This window comes from Microcoleus sp. POL10_C6 (assembly GCF_036701585.1).
Taxonomy (GTDB): Bacteria; Cyanobacteriota; Cyanobacteriia; order Cyanobacteriales; family Microcoleaceae; genus Microcoleus.
This window is the reverse complement of the sequence record NZ_JAUBRB010000088.1, coordinates 1-18,533: the sequence shown is the minus strand read 5'-3', so window position 1 is coordinate 18,533 and position 18,533 is coordinate 1. Positions and strand designations below refer to the sequence as shown.

Here is an 18,533-nt window from a genome sequence, read left to right as displayed (position 1 = left end):
TTCCTTGGGATAAGTATATTTCTCCCTGTTGGTTAAATTGAACCGCTGTTGATTCTGTATTCACTGTTGATGGCATATGGGCGGCGGCTCCAGAGGCAGGAATTAAATAGGGTAGTCAAAACGTTTCACAATTATACTCGCGTTTGACACTAACAGAACCTGACTTGTTCCCCCAATTCTTAATTTTTTTGACTCGCGGTGCTGGCGAGGAACCGGGATTCTCGGCTAATTTTTTGATTTTACGGCTAAATATGTAAGAATCAGTAAGGTTTCTGGCGGATTTGCGCGCCAGTTCCGACTCTTGTAGCTTCTGGTTGATCGCAGGTTTTGTAAAGCAAAGTAAACACTGCCGGTTTTTGCTTGTGGGATAATTGCTGGTGGTGTGGAGGGGAACCCGCCTAAAAAGATATTACGGGCTAGCTCTAAGCCCACCCCACAAGAAAGTAATTCACTGTTTGTGGAACAGGCATCTTGCCTGTTTCTGAGCAGGGCGTAAAATGTGCAATCGAACCCAAACGAGAATAGCCTTTTTAGCAAAAAACGATCGCCCTTTTGGGAGAAAGCGATCGCCCTTTTTTTTCAACAATTAGTTAACAACTATTAGCAATTACTAATTAAGCTGCTGCGGCTGCGTCTTCTTCTGCGTCTTCGGCTTCAGAACCTGCTTGAATTCCCAGCACGCTAACAACCACCTGATCTGGTTCGCCGAGAGCTACCACTCCTGCAGGCAAAACTAATTCGTGAATGTGCAGCGCATCCCCAACCTTTAAATGAGAAATATCTACTTCAATTGCTTCAGGAATGCTGTCAGGTTTGCACTTAGCTGCGAGTTGCGTCAGCACCGTATCCAAGATGCCGCCTTCTAACTTGACGCCGACAGGTTCGCCGACAAAACGCAGTGACAATTCAACTTCCAGGCTGTCTTGAGTCGCCACGGAGAAAAAGCTCAGGTGGTAAGGATAGCCCTTCCAAGGATGAACTTGCACTTCCCGGAGCAAGGTTTTGCCGCTCCAAGAGAGGTCGGGAATGCTGAGGTCAATTAGGGCATTGTTGACTACGTGCTTTTTGAGCAGGTGTTCAACTGTTTTGGCTTTGATGGTAAGGGAAATGGATTCAGAGCCTTTGTGACCGTAGAGGACGGCGGGAATCAATCCAGAGCGGCGGAGGGCGTTAGGTTTGCTGCCTTCTGCCCGCTTTTGACATTCTACTGCGAGTTCCATTTTATGACTTTCTGTTGATTGTTTTCACATTTTACCAGAATTGTGATATTGCGATCGCGCTCAATTAAATTCGCTGAAGGTATTGATAATTTTCGTTTTCCACACTCTTCAGCAATTCCAGCATTTTTCTCAGACGGTACGTTCCTTCTTGATACTCTTCTTTTGAAGGGTAATCACCAAGCTTAGTAAGAACTGCATCGCTTTCACTGATGATTGCTTCGCTGAAAATTTTCTTGAACTGCTGGCGAATATCTTGATTTAATTCAACTAAAGGCAGAATTACATTTTCTTCATCTAGGTAAATTTTGGTTTCGATTGATTCGCCACCTATTTTTGAAAATGCTGATTTTGCTAACCACTCGTAAGTAGCTGCTGTTATTCTTACACTATCGGACGGTTCACCATTGGCTGAATAAAAACTGATGTCAAACATTGGGATTACTCCTGCTACTCAACATCTAGAAACTCGTTCAAAGGAATATTTTATGCATAAGCTATAACTGCTTTAATAAATTTAGCCTTGCCAGGTCCAGAAATTCTATCGGCACTTTCAACTGCAATGACAGTAGCAGTATCAATAATTTCATTAACTGCTTTTCCTGAAAGGTATGTGGTTTTGATTTCTATATGCGGTAAGTTTGTTTTTCTTTCCTCTAAGGTTGACTGTGAATCTTTGATATTTTCTCTAGTGTATTGATTATGAATATCCCGGATTATTTCTTTTACTTGCGATGCCTCATTTGGAGCGACAATCAAAATGTCTCCTTTCGGATAGTTGCCAGTAGTTCTCTGGGATGCAATGCCAGCTTCAGCTAACTTTCCGATTACCCAGCCAACCAAATCTCGATGAAGGGTTAGTTGGTAGATCAGACGATCTTCATCGGTCATTGGAGCCTCGTCACACATGAGATAAGCTGTCGCGCATTTAAATTGCATCTTCTGGGCGGGCGGGACGCCCACCCCACAAGAGTTTTATTGTTTTTTGACATACAATTTAAATCCAGAACAGCTTAGACCCTTTTTGTCTATTATAACTAAACCTGTTATGATTGTGCTGCTACTGGCGTACCGTCAGCAGAGAGCAAAGCGCGTTTCGGGCCGTGAATCGGGTCTTCTACAATAATAGTTTGGTCGCGGCTGGCACCGAGAGAAACGATCGCGATCGGCACTTCCATCAAATCTGCCAAAAACTTCAGATAATTCAAAGCTTGCGGCGGCAAATCTTCCAAATTGCGGCACTCTTCCGTAGACTGTTTCCAACCGGGAAGGGTTTCGTAAATAGGTTTGCAGCGAGCAAATATCCGGGAACTTTTCGGGAAATCAACACATCTTTCGCCGTCAATTTCGTAAGCAACGCAAACTTTTATTTCTTCTAATTCATCCAAAACATCTAGTTTGGTAATTGCCAGACAGTCAAGGCCGTTGATGCGGACTGCGTAGCGGCCGATTACTGCGTCGAACCAACCGCAGCGGCGTTTTCTGCCCGTTGTCGTGCCGAATTCTGCACCTCTCTCGCCCAAAATTGCGCCAACTCCATCTACCATTTCCGTAGGGAAAGGGCCTTCTCCGACGCGGGTTGTATAAGCTTTTGCTACGCCAATTACGCGATCAATCGCTGTTGGGCCGACTCCTGTTCCCACACAAGCCCCACCAGCGATGGGATTGCTCGAAGTAACGTAAGGATAAGTACCGTGGTCTAAGTCTAATAAAGTGCCTTGCGCGCCTTCAAACAGAATATTTTTCCGCTTGTGAATTCCCTCATAAATCTTCAGGGAACTATCAACTACGTGCGGCCGCAAACGTTCCGCATAAACTCGATATTCATCAATTACGTCTTGCGGATTTAAAGGCGGCAAATTGTAGAGTTTTTCGAGAAGGACATTTTTACAATTAATCGTCCATTCCAATTGTTCTTGCAACCCGTCCAAGTCCATTAAATCGAGCATCCGAATGCCCGTGCGTTCCGACTTGTCGGCGTAAGTAGGGCCAATGCCGCGTCCCGTCGTCCCGATTTTATAATTTCCCCGCTGCGTTTCCGATGCTACATCAATTAATCGATGATAGGGCATCGTGACGTGAGCCGTCTCCGAAATCATCAGCGAGGCTGTCGAAATATTCAGTGCCTCTAGCTGATCTAACTCTGCAATTAAAACTTTAGGGTCGATGACCGTGCCACAGCCGATAATACACTCTTTATCAGGGTAGAGAATCCCGGACGGAATTAAATGCAGCTTGAAAGTCTGACCGTTAACTACCACGGTGTGACCCGCGTTGACGCCCCCTTGGTAGCGGACAACGATATCTGCGGATTTGCTGAGCAAATCGGTAATTTTGCCTTTTCCTTCATCGCCCCACTGGGCGCCGATCACAACTACGTTAGCCAAGGGTTTCTCGCGTTCAGTTCAGGTTGACACAATCTCCGATTATGTATGAATGCGTCCCAAATGTCAATCTATTTTAGATTTTAGATTTTAGATTTTAGATACGGGCATGGGGCATGGGGCATGGGGCATGGGGCATGGGGCATGGGGCATGGGGCATGGGGCATCTCCCAAAAAGCCTATTTTGAACAGGCATCTTGCCTGTTCCACAAGAATTATGGGAGATGTCTATTGGGCATTAGGCATGGGAACTCACAAATAACCAATGACTAATGACTAATGACTAATGACTACTGACTACTGACTAATTAATTTTTGTTAAAATTGAGAAAATTGAGGCTTTGTTGCCATGACTTTACACGCTGAGTTGCACCGCCATCTGGGTGGTTCTGTTGTTCCTAGGGTGCTGTGGCGGTATTTCGATCGCCACAATGCTGAGATGGTTAATCGATTTCAAGAATACTCGGAGTTTGAGGAGTTTTACACTCGTCCGCGCAATACTCTCAATGAGTATTTGGAACTGCACACGCTGGTAGAAAGCGTTCAAACTGTTGAGACATTGCCTTATTTCATCTATCGGTTGATGCGGGGCGCTTACGTGTTTGAAAATCTGGCTTATTTGGAGTTGCGCTATACGCCTTATTTGCGGACTCCAGAACATTTGGAACAGTCAAAACGCATTGATTTGATGGCAGAAATTGTCAAGGTTGTGGGCAAGGCAAGTCAAATTAGCGATTGTCCGATTGTTACCAGCCAAATTTTGTGTATGCACTCGCGTTTGCCTTATGAAGTGAATCGGGCGATCGTAGATTTGGCCGCACAAATGGGAGAATACGTTTGCGCGATCGATCTAGCTGGCGGCGATGCTGCTATTGGCGATCGTTTGGAGGAGTTTGTCGGATTGTACCAGTACGCGAGGTCGATCGGCATCAAAACTACCGGCCACCTCTACGAAACTACCTCTGGCTGTTATCCCGAACTTTTGCCCTATCTGATGCGTATCGGCCACGGGATTCAAATTCCGTTAAAATATCCCGAACTGCTGCCAGAAGTCGCGCGCAGGGGTCAATGCTTGGAAGTTTGTCCGACTACCTATCTCAAAACGGGGACGTTGCAGGATATGCGCGAATTGAAGGTTGTGTTCGATCGATGTTTTGAAGCTGGTGTCGATATTGCCATTTGCACCGACAACGCGGGATTGCACAACGTGCGATTGCCTTTCGAGTACGAGAATTTGTTAACTTTGGATATCATTGATTTTCGGCAGTTGCAAGCGTGTCAAGAAGCAGCTTTTCGCCATGCTTTCGCGTGGCCCTACGGGGAGCGGCCTGTGAAAATGCTAACTGGTTTGTTGCAGCATGAGTCTGTGGAGGCGATCGTTAATTAAAGAATATCTATTTAATTAACCACAAAGGCGCGAAGGAAAAGAAAGAAGAAGATAGGTAGATGTCTTCAGGCAAATACTCTACTTCAAAATGATAAAAACCTCTTTCTTCTCTTCCTTCGCGCTCTTTGCGTCTTCGCGGTTCGTTTAAAAAAGATATTTGTAAAATTATAATAAGCGTCTGGCGATCTCCAATCCGTAGCAAGTTATAGTTTGAAGGCAGAATCATCAATATAAAAAGATAAAAAAACGATGACAAATATGGACGCTTACTGGATGCCATTCACTGCCAACCGACAGTTTAAAGCGAATCCGCGAATATTGGTTTCGGCAAAAGATATGCACTTTACAAGCGATGATAACCGCTCAATTTTGGATGGTACTGCAGGGCTTTGGTGCGTGAATGCAGGACACGCCCGCGAGACAATTGCCGAAGCAGTTAAACAGCAGGTTTTGCGTTTGGATTACTCTCCGGCTTTTCAGATGGGACATCCGGGCGCTTTTGAATTGGCGGAACGTTTGGTAAAGATGATTCCGGGCAATTTCGATCGCGTTTTCTTTACTAATTCGGGTTCGGAATCTGTAGAAACTGCTTTAAAAATTGCGATTGCTTATCACCGGGTAAAAGGTGAAGGAACTCGCCAAAGATTAATCGGGAGGGAACGCGGCTATCACGGCGTTGGTTTTGGAGGAATTTCTGTCGGCGGTATCGGTACAAACCGCAAGTTTTTTGGCAGTTTGCTGACGGGAGTCGATCATTTGCCTCACACTCACAATCTCGAACACAATGCTTTCAGCCGCAAACAACCGGAATGGGGAGCACATTTGGCGGATGAATTGGAGCGGATTGTCGCTTTGCACGATGCGTCGAATATTGCAGCAGTAATTGTCGAACCTGTGGCTGGTTCTACAGGGGTTTTGATTCCCCCGAAAGGTTATTTGGAGCGACTGCGGGCGATTTGCGACAAATACGGAATTCTGCTGATTTTTGATGAGGTAATTACCGGATTCGGGCGTTTAGGTTCCAGTTTTGCTACTGAATATTTTGGGGTTGTTCCCGATATTGTGACGGCGGCGAAAGGGATAACTAACGGTACGGTGCCGATGGGGGCGGTGTTTGTGAAGCAAGGAATTTATGATGCTTTCATGAATGCTCCTGAAAATGCGATCGAGCTTTTTCACGGTTATACTTATTCTGGTCATCCTCTGGCTTGTGCGGCTGCTTTGGCGACGCTGGATATTTATGAGGAAGAAAGGCTGTTTGAACGAGCCGATAAGATGGCTGGCTACTGGGAAGATGCGGTGCATTCTTTGAAGGGAGTGCGGCACGTAATTGATGTCCGCAATCTGGGACTGGTGGCGGGGATTGAGTTGGAATCTATTGCTGGGAAGCCGGGAAAACGGGCTTTTGATTGTTTCTTGCAGTGCTATGAAAAAGGCTTGCTGATTCGGACTACGGGTGATATTATTGCTTTATCGCCACCGTTGATTATTGAGAAGGAACATATCGATCGCCTTGTAGAAATTTTGACAGGGGTTTTGCAGGAAATGGAGTAGGATTTAACGAACCGCGAAGACGCGTTAGGCGAAGCCGCGCGTAAGCGCTAGGACGCAAAGGAAGAGAAAGAAGAAGATGTTTTTAGGTAAAAATTCTACTTAGAAATGACATCAAATTCGTTGGTATCGGAATTATTTATCTCTCTCTTTTCTTCCTCTGCGGTCTCTGCGGTCTCTGCGGTTTAATCATTCCGAAACAACCGTCAACGATATGAAAAACACCTCTCTCTTTCCTTCCTTCGCGCTCTTTGCATCTTCGCGGTTCGTTCAAATAATTAAAAAGCGCTATAATAATTAACAACTAACGACGAATGACGCATAACTATGGTGCAATTAACTGCAAAAATCTCTGCTAACGAGTTAGCAAATTTGGCTGTAGATTTGATTCGGAAAACAGGTTGCGAGTACGGTGATGTGCGTTTTTGCAGTTACCGAAGGCAGAATCTTTATGCGCGCGATCGATCTTTAAGTCAACTGTCAGATAATGTAAGTTCCGGTTTTGGCGTGCGAGTCCTTCTAGACGGCGCTTGGGGGTTTGCCGCCAGTCACAGCAAAACAGCCGCAGAGGTTGCAAGAATAGTCGCTTTGGCTGTAGAAATCGCTAAAGGCAGCCGCTTAACTCAAAAGGAACCGGTGCGGTTAGTGCCTGTCGAAAAATATGTCGATACCTACATTACTCCCATCACCATTGACCCTTTTTCTGTACCCGTTGCTGAGAAAGCTGAACTGCTGCTAACTATCAACGAGAAGCTGCTAGCACACGGCGCACAAGGCATCAAAAAAGCTGATTCTTTTTTGCAGTCCAGCCGCGAAGACAAGGTTTTTGCTTCCACAGAAGGCTCGCTAATCGAACAAACAATCTACCGCAGCTATCCGGGTTTTAACTGTACGGCAATTGCGGGCGGCGATGCCCAAAGTCGCAGTTACGAACGCCCTCCACTTAATATCGGTTACGAACATATTAATCCCGATGATTTGTTGAGTCAAGTCGAAAGAGTTGCCGCTGAAGCTATTGAGAAAGTGCGCGCTCCCAAAATCCCGGCTGGTATTTGCAAATCCCTGATTCTCCTGCCGACAAATTTGTATTTGACAATCCACGAATCTGTAGGACATCCAACTGAATTAGACCGGGTTTACGGTTACGAATCTAATTTTGCTGGTACGAGCTTTGCTACTACTGATAAGTTAAATAAACTGCAATACGCTGCACCTTGGGTGAATTTTAAGTGCGATCGCACTCAACCAGGCGGCCGCGGTACAATGGGTTACGATGATGAGGGCGTAAAATCACAAGAGTGGTACGTTGTCAAGGATGGAATTTTAGTTGATTATCTCACTGACAGAGAGACGGCTTATCGCCTCGGACGCGGTAGCAGCAACGGTTCTGCTTACGCTGACAGTTGGTCGAGCGTGCCGATGGTGAGAATTCCCAATTTGGGATTAGAGCCGGGCCCGGATGGCGGCAGCCATACTGCTACTTTGGCAGAGATGATTGCGGATACGGAAGACGGGATTTTAATCGACGGTATGGGTAGTTATTCGATCGACCAGCAGCGACGCAATTTTCAATTCGGCGGCGATGCTTTTTGGAAGGTGGAAAAAGGTAAAGTTGTCGGTATGTTGAAGGATGTAACTTATCAGGCGATGACTACTGATTTCTGGAATCAAATAGATGCGATTGGGCCGGCTTCGGAGCAGGTTCAGTGCGGTACTAATATATGCGGAAAGGGCGAGCCGATGCAGGTTGCTCAAATGACTCACGCTTGTGTGCCGGTGCGAGTGAGAAATATTCAAATTGGGTAATAGGACATGGGACACGGGGCATCGGTTCTTAGTTATTAGTTAATTGCTAACAATGCCCAATTTGCAATACCCAATTCGCAATGCCCAATTCGCAATGCCCAATTCGCAATGCCTAATTACCAATCATGATTGTAACAACATCGCCCGCACTTTTAAGTGAAGACCAAGCCTTATCTGTAGTAGAAAAAGCAGTCAAATTATCCAAAGCAGAGGAAGTATTTGTCAGTCTCTCTACTGGCGAGGAATCTCTTTCCCGATTCTCGGAAAATCAAATCAGCCAAAATATTAGCAAAACTGTATTTAACCTGAGCATTACTAGCTATTTTGGCAACAAAAGCGCCTCTGCTGCTGTTACAGAATTTGATGAAGATGCGATCGCCTCCGCAGTTAAGCGATCGGAAGAATTGGCCCGAATTGCGCCGGCAGACCCCGAATGGATGCCGCTGCTGCCACCTCAAACCTACGATTTGCGATCGCCCGCATTCGACGCAGCAACCGCAACTATATCGCCTCTAGCGCGGGCCGAATTGGTGCAGCAAGCTTGCGCCAGATCCTCCCAGGGGGGCGCTCATGGTTCGGGCACTTTGAGCACTGACGCGTCGCTGTACGCGATCGCCTCGTCAACCGGACTCCGCGCCTGCAATCGTTCTACAGAGGCGGATTTCAGCTTTACTGCTCGCATTGAAGACGGTTCTAGTTGGGCTCAGAGCACTGCTTGGAGTATCAACGAATTGCCGATCGCCGAATTAGCAGAACAAGTGCTCGATCGGGCGATCGCATCCCGCAACCCCCGCGAAGTCACTCCCGGCATTTATCCTGTAATCTTTGATGGTGCTGCTTTTGCGGACTTGCTACCGTGGGTGATTTGGGGGCTGGATGCGAGGGCGGCGGATGAGGGGCGATCGTTTATGTCGATCGCCGATGCAGAGGGAAAACCAGCGGGAAACCGCGCGGGGGAACAACTTTTTAGCCCGTTAGTGCAAGTGCAGCGCGATCCGGCTCATCCTTTGCTGCGATCGAATACTTTTTTCGGCGACGGATTGAGCAATAACTATTTGGAAATCATCCAAGATGGCGTCCCTCAAAGTTTGTCTTATTCCCGCTACTGGGCCGCACAAAAAGGCAAAGAGGCAAAAGGTGCTTATTACCCGATCGTGATGACAGGTTCCGACCAAAGTTTAGCAGATTTAGTTGCTCAAACCGAGCGAGGAATTTTCGTCAGTCGAGCTTGGTACGTGCGCTACGTTAATCCGAAAACATTGGAAGTAACGGGAATGACTCGCGACGGTACTTTTTGGATTGAGGATGGCAAAATTGCTTACCCGATTAAAAACCTGCGTTTCAATCAAGTTTTACCTGATATGTTGCGCGATGTGGATGCAGTTAGTGCGGTGAAGCGTTACGGCGGTAGTGTCGTGCCCGGAGTGCGCGTGAAAGCTTTTAATTTTACGAGTATTACTGACAGTTTGTGACTTGCAAGGGTGAGGTGCGCGGAAACCCACCCGGAGGAGGTGGGTTTTTGTGTCGGTAAGGTCGATCGGGTGCGGGTTCGGGCGATCGCCTGTTAACAAAGCTGTTCGGAAAGTTAGTATTTTTTTTACCGAGGCATCTAGCTTAAGGTAGAGTATTGTTTGTGAGAGTTAGGATTTAAACCAGCTACTATCTAATTTAGAGCGATCGAGAAAAAGCAATTACCAATTACCAATTATCAATGAATCAATATTTTGCTACAGTTGCGCGCGGTTTAGAAACTATTGCCGCCCAAGAATTAGAACGTTTAGGGGCCCAGGATGTCAAGCCAGATTTTACAGGGGTTTACTTTGCGGGCGATCGCGCTTTATTGTACCGCGTCAATCTTTGGTCGAGAACAATTTTTCGAGTGCTAATGCCGATCGCCGAATTCCGGTGTTACAACTCGGATATGCTCTACCGCGAAGTGCAGAAAATCCCCTGGGACGAATACTTATATCCCGAAAATACTTTAGCAGTAAACTGCACCGGCGGCAACGAAAAGTTGAACCACACTCACTTTACAGCTTTGCAGGTCAAAAATGCGATCGCCGACCAACAGCGCCTTCAATTTAACAAGCGTTCTAATGTTGATGTAGAGCATCCCGATTTACTAATTAACATTCACATTCATCGAGACAACTGTATTTTAAGTTTAGACAGTTCTGGCGGCAGTTTGCACCGCCGGGGATATCGACCGGCGATGGGGCTTGCTCCCCTCAAAGAAACCCTAGCTGCGGCTTTGTTGGAGATGGCAGAATGGACGCCAGATTTGCCGTTTTTAGACCCGATGTGCGGTTCTGGAACTTTGCCTTTGGAAGCGACTTTAAAGGGATTGAATATTGCACCGGGATTGTTTCGAGAAAAGTTTGGATTTATGACTTGGCGGGATTTTGACGAACCTTTGTGGGATAAATTGTGGGCCGAAGCTGAAAATAGCGAATTGCCGGAGCTTAAAGAGGTGATTGCAGGGTGCGATCGCGATTTCGATATGTTAACTCAAGCTCGCACGAACGCGCAGCAAGCTGGTATTTCCGGTAAGATTCAGTTTGCTCAAACCGAGTTATCTCAGTTGGAAGCCCCCGCAGACAGAGGCGTTTTGATTTGCAATCCTCCCTACGGAGAGCGCCTGGGAGATGCTAGCGAATTGGGAGATTTGTACAAGATGTTGGGGGATATTTTCAAGAATCGTTTTAAAGGTTGGAATGCGTTTATTTTGACAGGAAATAAGGAGTTGGGTAAAAAGGTGGGACTCAGGACATCGCGGCGTATTCCGGTTTTTAATGGATCGATTCCGTGTACTTTGCTCAAATATGAACTGTATTAGAGGATCGGAGCAGGGAAAATAGCGGTAATGAGGAAGCTACTGGAAAAGTGGAGAACCAAGAAAGCAGAAGATAGGTGACAAGACAGAGAGAGGCACTAATAGTAAAGGAAAAAAAGAATATCTGCCGAATTAAATGGCTCCACAATAATCAAATTCAAATACCGACTGGGGAAATTATTTCACCTTGATTGGAGGTGTGTCACCGCTCATCCCTCCAGTGGCAAAAAAGAAACGTGAGCGGAAACAATCTTCCATCCTTGAGGAAACTTCCGCCACATCTGACTCTGCCGCCCCAGCCGCACCACTCCATCCATTACACGGCGAAATTCCAGCGTCACAGCCGCCGTGTCTCCATCGAAAGTCACGACTTTGAGGTTGAACATTTCTCGATCGACATTTACAGGCGATCGTCCTTTGCGAAAAGCCCTCACCTCATCGCTCCCGTAGAGGTTCTCCGTCACCCCAAACCGCACGACTTCCGGCGCATCCCAGAACAAATTATCGAGAGTTTCAATATCATTCGTACAAAGAGCTTTTTCGTATTTTAAATATAGTTCAGTTAACTCAGTCACCACAGCATAATCATTGATAACCGTCATAAATTTGAGATTTTAAAACTCTTAAATTTCACACGTTTTGTTTGCAATAAGGACTAAATTCCTTATTGCAAACGCAACTAATTAGAGAAAATTAATGCTCAATTTTGAGCGAGATAATCTTGTCACCTTGGCGGATAGCATTGACGACAGACATATCCTCAGTTTTGCCAAAAGTTGTGTGAACTCCATCTAGATGAGACTGAGGAGAATGGCAAATAAAGAATTGGCTGCCACCCGTATCGCGGCCTGCGTGAGCCATCGATAAAGTTCCTGCCAAATGTTTGTTGGAGTTAATTTCGCACTTGATTTTGTAGCCGGGGCCGCCCGTTCCATTGCCTTTTGGACAGCCACCTTGAATCATAAAGTTAGGAATGACTCGGTGAAAGGACAATCCATCGTAAAAACCTTTTTCCGCCAAGTCAACAAAATTCTTCACTGTGTTAGGCGCATCCGCATCGAACAATTCCAAATTGATTGTGCCTTTGTCGGTTTCCATAATAGCGCGGGTCATGATTTCTCCTGGCTTCCTAAAATGAGTGTGTTGCCTGCGTGTTAATTGCGGACTTCGCTTTTATAACAACAGGTTTTAAACTGTCGTTATATTGTGGCTTTCAGAAGTGTAGCATATTCCCGCAACTCTCATAGGACTTATGTGCGCTTTCTGAGGAAACTCGGTTTATTGCGAGATTTATGGTTAGCAAAGCCCATATTTTCGGAGACACCGAGCTTGTTACCCTCAGCCATATTTTAATTGTTGGTCACTTGCGGGCGATCGGGTTCTTCCTGAATATCGCTCATATTAAAAATGAAAGGAACCCGACTCGAACCTGCGCCCATAACCAGCACTTTTGGCATCTGAGCCCCGCCGCTTCTCCAAGCTTCGATCGCCTCTTTTTGCAGAACTAAATCGCCGCCCTGAGCCTTCAAAGTTTCAGCCAAAAGTCTTTGAGCTTCTGCCCTACCTTGAGCGCGGTTAATGTCAGCTTGAGCCTGTTGTTCTGCTTCCTGAGCCACATAAACAGCTCTTTGCGCCCGCTGTTCAGCAACCTGTTTCTCTTCAACCGCTTTCGCAAAATCTGTGGAGAATCGAATGTTAACAACGCTCGTATCGAGTACGATGACATCATACTTGGATAGCCTTTCCTTCAGCGCAGTATCAAAGTCTCGCTTCAGTTCACTTCTTTGAGTAATAGATTGTTCGGCGGTTCTCAGTGCAGCGGCTGTTTTAAATGCTTCTTGCGTCTGAGGAGCAATAATTTTTGAGACTATATTCTCCAAAGTTCCTTGAGTCCTTCTGATCTCCACTATTTTCTCAGGATCGAGGCGAAAGTTGATGGCAAAACTGGCATTTAAATCCTGAAGGTCTTTAGTAGCACTCTGGGCGGGAACTTCAAATTTTTGCACTGTTACATCGTACACATCTACCTTGGATATTAGCGGGGGTCTGAGGTGAAACCCCTCTAACAATGCTCCATCTGTGGCTTTTCCTAAAACGCTGACAACGCCTGCTTCGCCTGGATTGATGACGACAAAAGAGTTTAAGGCGATGAGTAGCGCGCCTACTAATAGAATCCCAGCGAGTGCTGATGATATGCTCTGGAAACTTTGATTTTTCAACTTACACGCTCCTTTGTGCTCATTCCATTATAATGGTTAAATAGATTCGATCGCCTCTAAATTATAAAATCTCAAATCTAAAATTACTACAATCTAAAATGGATGGGGTCGCCTCTAAAGTCTCAAATCTCAAAGGGATTGGCTGATGGTCAAAATTGTTAAATATCCTCGAACTTATCACATCGAAGGTTCGCGTTTCCAGCCGGGTGATGAAGACCTCGACAGCGTGCCATTTAGCGCCCTGAGCGATCGCCCGACAGTGATTGAAGAAAAGGTAGACGGCGCTAATACAGGCATCAGCTTCGCACCAGATGGACAAATGCTGCTGCAAAGTCGCGGCCACTATCTCACCGGCGGGCCGAGGGAAAAACATTTTAACTTATTCAAACAGTGGGCTTTCAGTCTTAGCGGAACCCTGGGAGAAGTGCTGGGAAATCGCTACATTCTTTACGGGGAATGGCTTTATGCCAAACACACTGTTTTTTATGATTTTTTGCCGCACTATTTTATGGAATATGACGTGCTGGACTTAGAAAAAAATCAATTTTTGAGTACAGAATCCCGCCGCAAGTTGTTAAGCGGACTGCCGTTGGTGTCAGTTCCCGTGCTGTTTTCGGGAGTGCTGAAATCTCCCAAGCAAATGATGCAGTTTATGGAAAAATCTAATTTTATTCAACCGGGGCATTTGGAGCGCTTGGGTTTGTACAGTCGGGAATTGGGATTAGATGAAGAACGGTGTTTGAAAGAGACTGACAAGAGTGAGATTATGGAAGGTCTGTACATTAAAATCGAAGAAGATGGCATAGTAAAGGCGCGTTATAAATACGTGCGTGCCAGCTTTTTGACGGCTATTAAAAATGCCGAGGGACATTGGCTAAATCGCCCAATTATACCCAATATTCTGCGTCCAGGTGCAGATTTATTTAATTTTAGTTAACCAGCAGGTGAATTTATGAATGCACTGTTATCGCCATCGGCAACTTGGACTTTTCCCTTTTGTCCCCAACCGCCCGATTGGTTTCTGGATTGGGAGAGCATTCAAAATCATTTCGATTGGATTCAAAACTTAAAAGGATGTCAGCAAGACCCTATTTATCACGCCGAAGGAGACGTTTTAATTCATACTAAAATGGTCTGCGAAGCATTAATCTCATCCCCAAATTGGCGGCAACTTCCCGAAAAAGAACGATCGATACTTTTTGCCGCCGCTTTGCTGCACGATGTCGCCAAACCAGCCTTTACAAAAATAGAAGCCGACGGCAGAATTAGCTCAAAAGGTCACGCCCGCCAAGGTGCGAGAATGGTCAGACAAATTTTATCCCAATTCGAGCCGCCTGTGCAGTTTGAGATTCGCGAAACAGTTGTGGCGATCGTCCAATTCGGCAGTTTACCCATCTGGCTGATCGACAAACCCAACCCGCAGCAGTCTGTAATTAAAGTTAGTCAAGTTGTCCGCTGCGATTTCCTCGCACTTTTAGCCGAAGCAGACGTGCGCGGCCGACAGTGTAGCGACAGACAAGAATTGCTCGATAAAATAGAACTATTTCGGGAGTTTTGTCAAGAAAATAATTGTTTGGATTCTCCCCGACAATTTCCATCAGCACACAGCAGATTTATCTACTTCCGCAAAGAGAACGGCAACCCGGATTACGAAGCATTTGACGATACTCGATGCGAAGTAATTTTGATGTCTGGCTTGCCAGGAAGCGGTAAAGATTATTGGATTCGGAAAAATCTGCCAGATTTGCCAGTAATCTCGCTGGATGCACTGCGAAAAGAGATGAATGTGCCTCCCAACGAGACACCTGGGAATGTGGTGACAGCAGCCAAACAAAGAGCGCGCGAATATATAAATGAGGGGCGTTCTTTTGTGTGGAACGCCACGAATACAACTAAACAAATGCGGCAGCAATTAATTAATTTTTTTGCTGCTTATCAAGCGCGAATTCACATTGTTTATCTGGAAGTACCTCTAGAAGAAATATGGCAGCGGAATCGATCGCGCACAGCAACAGTACCGGAAGCAGTCATTCGGAAATTAGCGGCGCGCCTGGATATTCCAGATATCACAGAAGCCCATCAGGTAGAGTGGATTGTGAGCGATCGCACTTAATAGTGGCAATCCACCCGCTAGTGCTCCTATTTCATCAACGCGCTACCAATTCCCTTTTCCCTAAAATGGAATCGTCATAATGCGCCAACAAATCCGCAGGGTGATCGTAAATTGCCGCAGCATTTGCCAGCGAAGCATCATCGAAACCTCCGCACCTAAAAGCAATTACTGGCACCCCGCACTTGCCCGCAGCTTCGACATCGTAAGGAGTATCAGCTAACATCACAGTCTGACTCGCTTCCATCTGCAATTTGCTCAAAGCAGCTTCCACAATATCCGGTTCCGGTTTAGAAGCTTCCGCATCGCTAGATGTCGCCGCTTGATCCAATAAATCGTCAACTTGTGCAGCTTTCAGCAAACCGGAAAGTTCTTCAGTGGTAGCTGAAGTAGCAATAATTAGCCGCAATCCTTCTTGCTGCATTTTTAACAGCAAATCCCGCGAACCGGGGGTTGGAGAAAGTTCTGGAGAAAAGCGGTTAATAATCAGTTCTTTGCGCCGCTGTGCAATCTTTTTCCCGTCGCCTTCTTCGTCGGAAAGTCCTGATACCATTTTGGGTATAACTTTGTCCCCTCCCATGCCAATTAGCGGGCGAATTTTCTCAAACGGCACCTCGTAGCCGTAAGCCGCAAATGACTCTACCCAAGCTTGAGCGTGGGCGTCATTGCTGAGCGTCAGAGTACCGTCAATATCGAGAATTACTGCTTGCAATTCCATAAGTTATTTGCTGTTACTTATTAGACTTATTCCAAAAAAATATTTTGTAGTAAAAACTTTAGTCCATAATTATTTAATTAGTCAATCGGGGACTGAAGTCTCCACTACGCACTTTTAGACAGGGACTTCCGTCTCAGAGCAATTTTTCGGGGTAAGCTGACACCTATGTGCCCTGTTCCTACCCCTAGCTTTCCCCTCCCCCCCTTGTTAAGGGGGATAGGGAGAATCAGTTGAATCAATGAGTTTGATAATTTTCCTCAGTCCAGCAGCGCGGCAGAGTTTCACCGGAAGGAAACACTAAATTACTTTTTGCAAAAGTTGCTTTATCTTGCTCTTCCTGACCAGCTTGATTTTTTCCCGGCACTTCTTGTTTTGTAGGGCTAATTAAAGCATCTACATCGAGGATTTCTATCAAGTCGCCTGATTCTTTTTCTTGTAAAAGCATAGTTTCTCCTTGTCAATTGAATGCGAGTTAGGGTTTGAGGACAACTTTGATGCAGTTGTCTTTTTTGTTGAGGAAAATCTCGTAGGCGTGGGGCGCTTCATCCAATTTCATTCGGTGCGTAATTACGAATGACGGGTCAATTTCGCCTTTTTGAACGCGATCGAGCAAAGGCCGCAAATAGCGGTGAACGTGCGTTTGTCCCATTTTCAGGGTCAAGCCTTTGTTGAAAGCTGCACCTAGGGGCACTTTGTCAACAAAGCCGCCGTAAACGCCGGGAATTGAGACTGTGCCGCCTTTGCGGCAAGCTACGATCACTTGTCGCAGGGCGGTGGGTCGATCGGTCTCCAAGCGCACGGCTTGCTTAGCTTTGTCGTACAAAGCGTCGAGGCCGGTGCCGTGGGCTTCCATTCCCACAGCGTCGATGCAAGAGTCGGGTCCGCGTCCCCCCGTCATTTCAGTGACGGCTTCCCCGGCGTCCATTTCTTCGTAGTTGATGATTTCAGCTTTGGCCGCGGCCGCCATTTGCAAGCGTTCCGGTACGCGGTCGATCGCAATTACTCGCTCGGCCCCCAGCATAAACGCGCTTCTGATCGCAAATTGTCCGACGGGCCCGCATCCCCACACAGCTACAGTATCCCCCGGCTGAATGTTGCAGTTTTCGGCCGCCATGTAACCGGTAGGAAAGATATCGGTGAGGAACAATACTTGTTCGTCCGAAAGTCCGTCGGGAATTTTTAAAGGGCCGACATCTGCAAACGGAACCCGCGCGTATTCTGCTTGACCTCCTGCATAGCCGCCCGTTAAATGCGAGAAGCCAAACAGTCCTGCAGGCGAATGACCGTAGAGTTTTTCAGCCAATCCTGCATTGGGGTTGGAGTTGTCGCACAGCGACCACAGATCGCGGTTGCAAAAGAAGCAACTACCGCAAGAAATAGTAAAAGGAATGACGATGCGATCGCCCTTTTTTAAGTTCTTGACTTCGCTGCCGAGTTCGACTACTTCCCCCATGAATTCGTGACCCATGATGTCGCCCGATTGCATTGTCGGGATGTAGCCGTTATAAAGGTGCAAATCTGAGCCGCAGATGGCTGTAGACGTTATTTTAACTATGGCATCGCGCGGATTGATAATTGTTGGGTCTGGTACATTATCAACTCGCACATCATTTGCTCCGTGCCAGCAAAGAGCTTTCATTATTTTTTTCCTCTAGTTAACTACTAGCTAGCAAATTTTTGATTCTAAATCTTACCTTTACTAAGCTGATAAATTACTCGCTTGGATGTTTTTAATTTTAAGCATATAAAATATATTTTCTCTCTATCCAAGGTATAATTTATAAATCTATCTTCCGGCTGTTTTCAATACCAAAAATGTCAAGTTTATGCCCCTAAAGTGCGGGAAATTTAACATTATTCTGTTAATCGCCAACAGTTATAGCAACCACGCCCGACGGTTAGGACGTTGTTAATTGCTAAAATCCTTGCGGAAGATTGCAACTTCGGTCTTGGTTCAACATCCGCTAGAACAGCTAATAACGAGATGGATGAGGTTGTTTTTGTCGATCGGCGATCCCTCCCCTCTCACAATTAATAAAATTTTCGCGCTTAATCTCACTAAAGCGGTGTAATGGCTCACATTAGATAAGTAGCGACCTAAAACTTTTCAACTAAAAGCGGGTTTATCGATTATTAAGTAGGGTGCGTGACTTTTGTATAGCTCAACACTCTTCACCAATATTGACAATCACGCACCCTGCTTAAGGAGGATTAATCGTCAAATATTGTATATCAATACTCCGGACAGTTTTTAAGCAGCCAGAGTACCATAAGACAAGACTGAAGGAAGGTTAGGGTGATTTAAAAT

17 protein-coding genes are annotated in these 18,533 nt (G+C 46.0%); 7 read left to right on the top strand and 10 right to left on the bottom strand.

What is annotated here, in order from left to right; genetic code table 11:
* Positions 1-614: 614 nt before the first annotated feature.
* The 4 genes from QUA34_RS28245 to QUA34_RS28230 form a co-directional block, all read right to left on the bottom strand.
* The gene (locus tag QUA34_RS28245) at positions 615-1,220 is read right to left on the bottom strand and encodes a 50S ribosomal protein L25/general stress protein Ctc (RefSeq protein ID WP_333227981.1); all 606 of its coding nucleotides are present in this window, start codon (positions 1,218-1,220) and stop codon (positions 615-617) included.
* Positions 1,221-1,284: 64 nt separating this feature from the next.
* On the bottom strand, positions 1,285-1,653 hold the full coding sequence (locus QUA34_RS28240; RefSeq protein WP_333390560.1) for a hypothetical protein: 369 nt from the start codon (positions 1,651-1,653) through the stop codon (positions 1,285-1,287).
* A gap of 50 nt (positions 1,654-1,703) precedes the next feature.
* Positions 1,704-2,108 carry a hypothetical protein gene (locus QUA34_RS28235; protein ID WP_333321532.1) on the bottom strand — a complete coding sequence of 135 codons (405 nt, stop codon included), beginning with the start codon at positions 2,106-2,108 and terminating at the stop codon, positions 1,704-1,706.
* Between the two features lie 155 nt (positions 2,109-2,263).
* The gene (locus tag QUA34_RS28230; protein WP_333390557.1) at positions 2,264-3,604 is read right to left on the bottom strand and encodes an adenylosuccinate synthase; all 1,341 of its coding nucleotides are present in this window, start codon (positions 3,602-3,604) and stop codon (positions 2,264-2,266) included.
* Positions 3,605-3,950: 346 nt separating this feature from the next.
* Between QUA34_RS28230 and QUA34_RS28225 the strand changes: the two genes are divergently transcribed.
* The 5 genes from QUA34_RS28225 (at position 3,951) to QUA34_RS28205 (ending at position 11,181) form a co-directional block, all read left to right on the top strand.
* On the top strand, positions 3,951-4,988 hold the full coding sequence (locus QUA34_RS28225) for an adenosine deaminase (protein ID WP_333390554.1): 1,038 nt from the start codon (positions 3,951-3,953) through the stop codon (positions 4,986-4,988).
* Between the two features lie 249 nt (positions 4,989-5,237).
* The gene (locus QUA34_RS28220) at positions 5,238-6,542 is read left to right on the top strand and encodes an aspartate aminotransferase family protein (RefSeq protein ID WP_333390551.1); all 1,305 of its coding nucleotides are present in this window, start codon (positions 5,238-5,240) and stop codon (positions 6,540-6,542) included.
* A 324-nt stretch (positions 6,543-6,866) separates the two neighbouring features.
* Positions 6,867-8,345 (top strand): TldD/PmbA family protein, encoded by a 1,479-nt coding sequence (locus QUA34_RS28215; RefSeq protein WP_333390548.1) that lies wholly within the window; start codon positions 6,867-6,869, stop codon positions 8,343-8,345.
* 125 nt (positions 8,346-8,470) lie between these two features.
* Entirely contained in the window at positions 8,471-9,817 is a 1,347-nt protein-coding gene (locus QUA34_RS28210) for a TldD/PmbA family protein (RefSeq protein ID WP_333390545.1), read from the top strand.
* Between the two features lie 239 nt (positions 9,818-10,056).
* A complete protein-coding gene (locus QUA34_RS28205; RefSeq protein WP_333321518.1) occupies positions 10,057-11,181 on the top strand; it encodes a class I SAM-dependent RNA methyltransferase in 1,125 nt (374 codons plus the stop codon).
* Positions 11,182-11,387: 206 nt separating this feature from the next.
* On the opposite strand, the gene hpxZ is transcribed toward QUA34_RS28205, so the two are convergent.
* The 3 genes from hpxZ to QUA34_RS28190 all read right to left on the bottom strand — a co-directional run bounded on the left by hpxZ (position 11,388) and on the right by QUA34_RS28190 (position 13,397).
* Positions 11,388-11,780 carry an oxalurate catabolism protein HpxZ gene (gene hpxZ, locus QUA34_RS28200; RefSeq protein WP_333321515.1) on the bottom strand — a complete coding sequence of 131 codons (393 nt, stop codon included), beginning with the start codon at positions 11,778-11,780 and terminating at the stop codon, positions 11,388-11,390.
* Between the two features lie 91 nt (positions 11,781-11,871).
* On the bottom strand, positions 11,872-12,291 hold the full coding sequence (locus QUA34_RS28195) for a peptidylprolyl isomerase (RefSeq protein ID WP_190732048.1): 420 nt from the start codon (positions 12,289-12,291) through the stop codon (positions 11,872-11,874).
* A 236-nt stretch (positions 12,292-12,527) separates the two neighbouring features.
* Positions 12,528-13,397, bottom strand: coding sequence for a prohibitin family protein (locus QUA34_RS28190; RefSeq protein WP_333321511.1), 870 nt, complete (start codon positions 13,395-13,397; stop codon positions 12,528-12,530).
* A 145-nt stretch (positions 13,398-13,542) separates the two neighbouring features.
* Between QUA34_RS28190 and QUA34_RS28185 the strand changes: the two genes are divergently transcribed.
* Positions 13,543-14,334, top strand: a complete 792-nt coding sequence (locus tag QUA34_RS28185; protein WP_333321507.1) for an RNA ligase family protein — start codon at positions 13,543-13,545, stop codon at positions 14,332-14,334.
* A 15-nt stretch (positions 14,335-14,349) separates the two neighbouring features.
* Positions 14,350-15,510, top strand: a complete 1,161-nt coding sequence (locus QUA34_RS28180) for an AAA family ATPase (RefSeq protein WP_333321503.1) — start codon at positions 14,350-14,352, stop codon at positions 15,508-15,510.
* Positions 15,511-15,544: 34 nt separating this feature from the next.
* Here the strand turns inward: QUA34_RS28180 and QUA34_RS28175 are convergent, their stop codons facing one another.
* The 3 genes from QUA34_RS28175 to QUA34_RS28165 all read right to left on the bottom strand — a co-directional run bounded on the left by QUA34_RS28175 (position 15,545) and on the right by QUA34_RS28165 (position 17,864).
* Positions 15,545-16,225: an HAD family hydrolase gene (locus tag QUA34_RS28175; protein WP_333321499.1), complete on the bottom strand. Its 681-nt coding sequence runs from the start codon at positions 16,223-16,225 to the stop codon at positions 15,545-15,547.
* 235 nt (positions 16,226-16,460) lie between these two features.
* Positions 16,461-16,670 (bottom strand): acetyltransferase, encoded by a 210-nt coding sequence (locus tag QUA34_RS28170; RefSeq protein ID WP_333321496.1) that lies wholly within the window; start codon positions 16,668-16,670, stop codon positions 16,461-16,463.
* A 27-nt stretch (positions 16,671-16,697) separates the two neighbouring features.
* Positions 16,698-17,864: a zinc-dependent alcohol dehydrogenase gene (locus QUA34_RS28165; protein WP_333219036.1), complete on the bottom strand. Its 1,167-nt coding sequence runs from the start codon at positions 17,862-17,864 to the stop codon at positions 16,698-16,700.
* Positions 17,865-18,533: the final 669 nt, after the last annotated feature.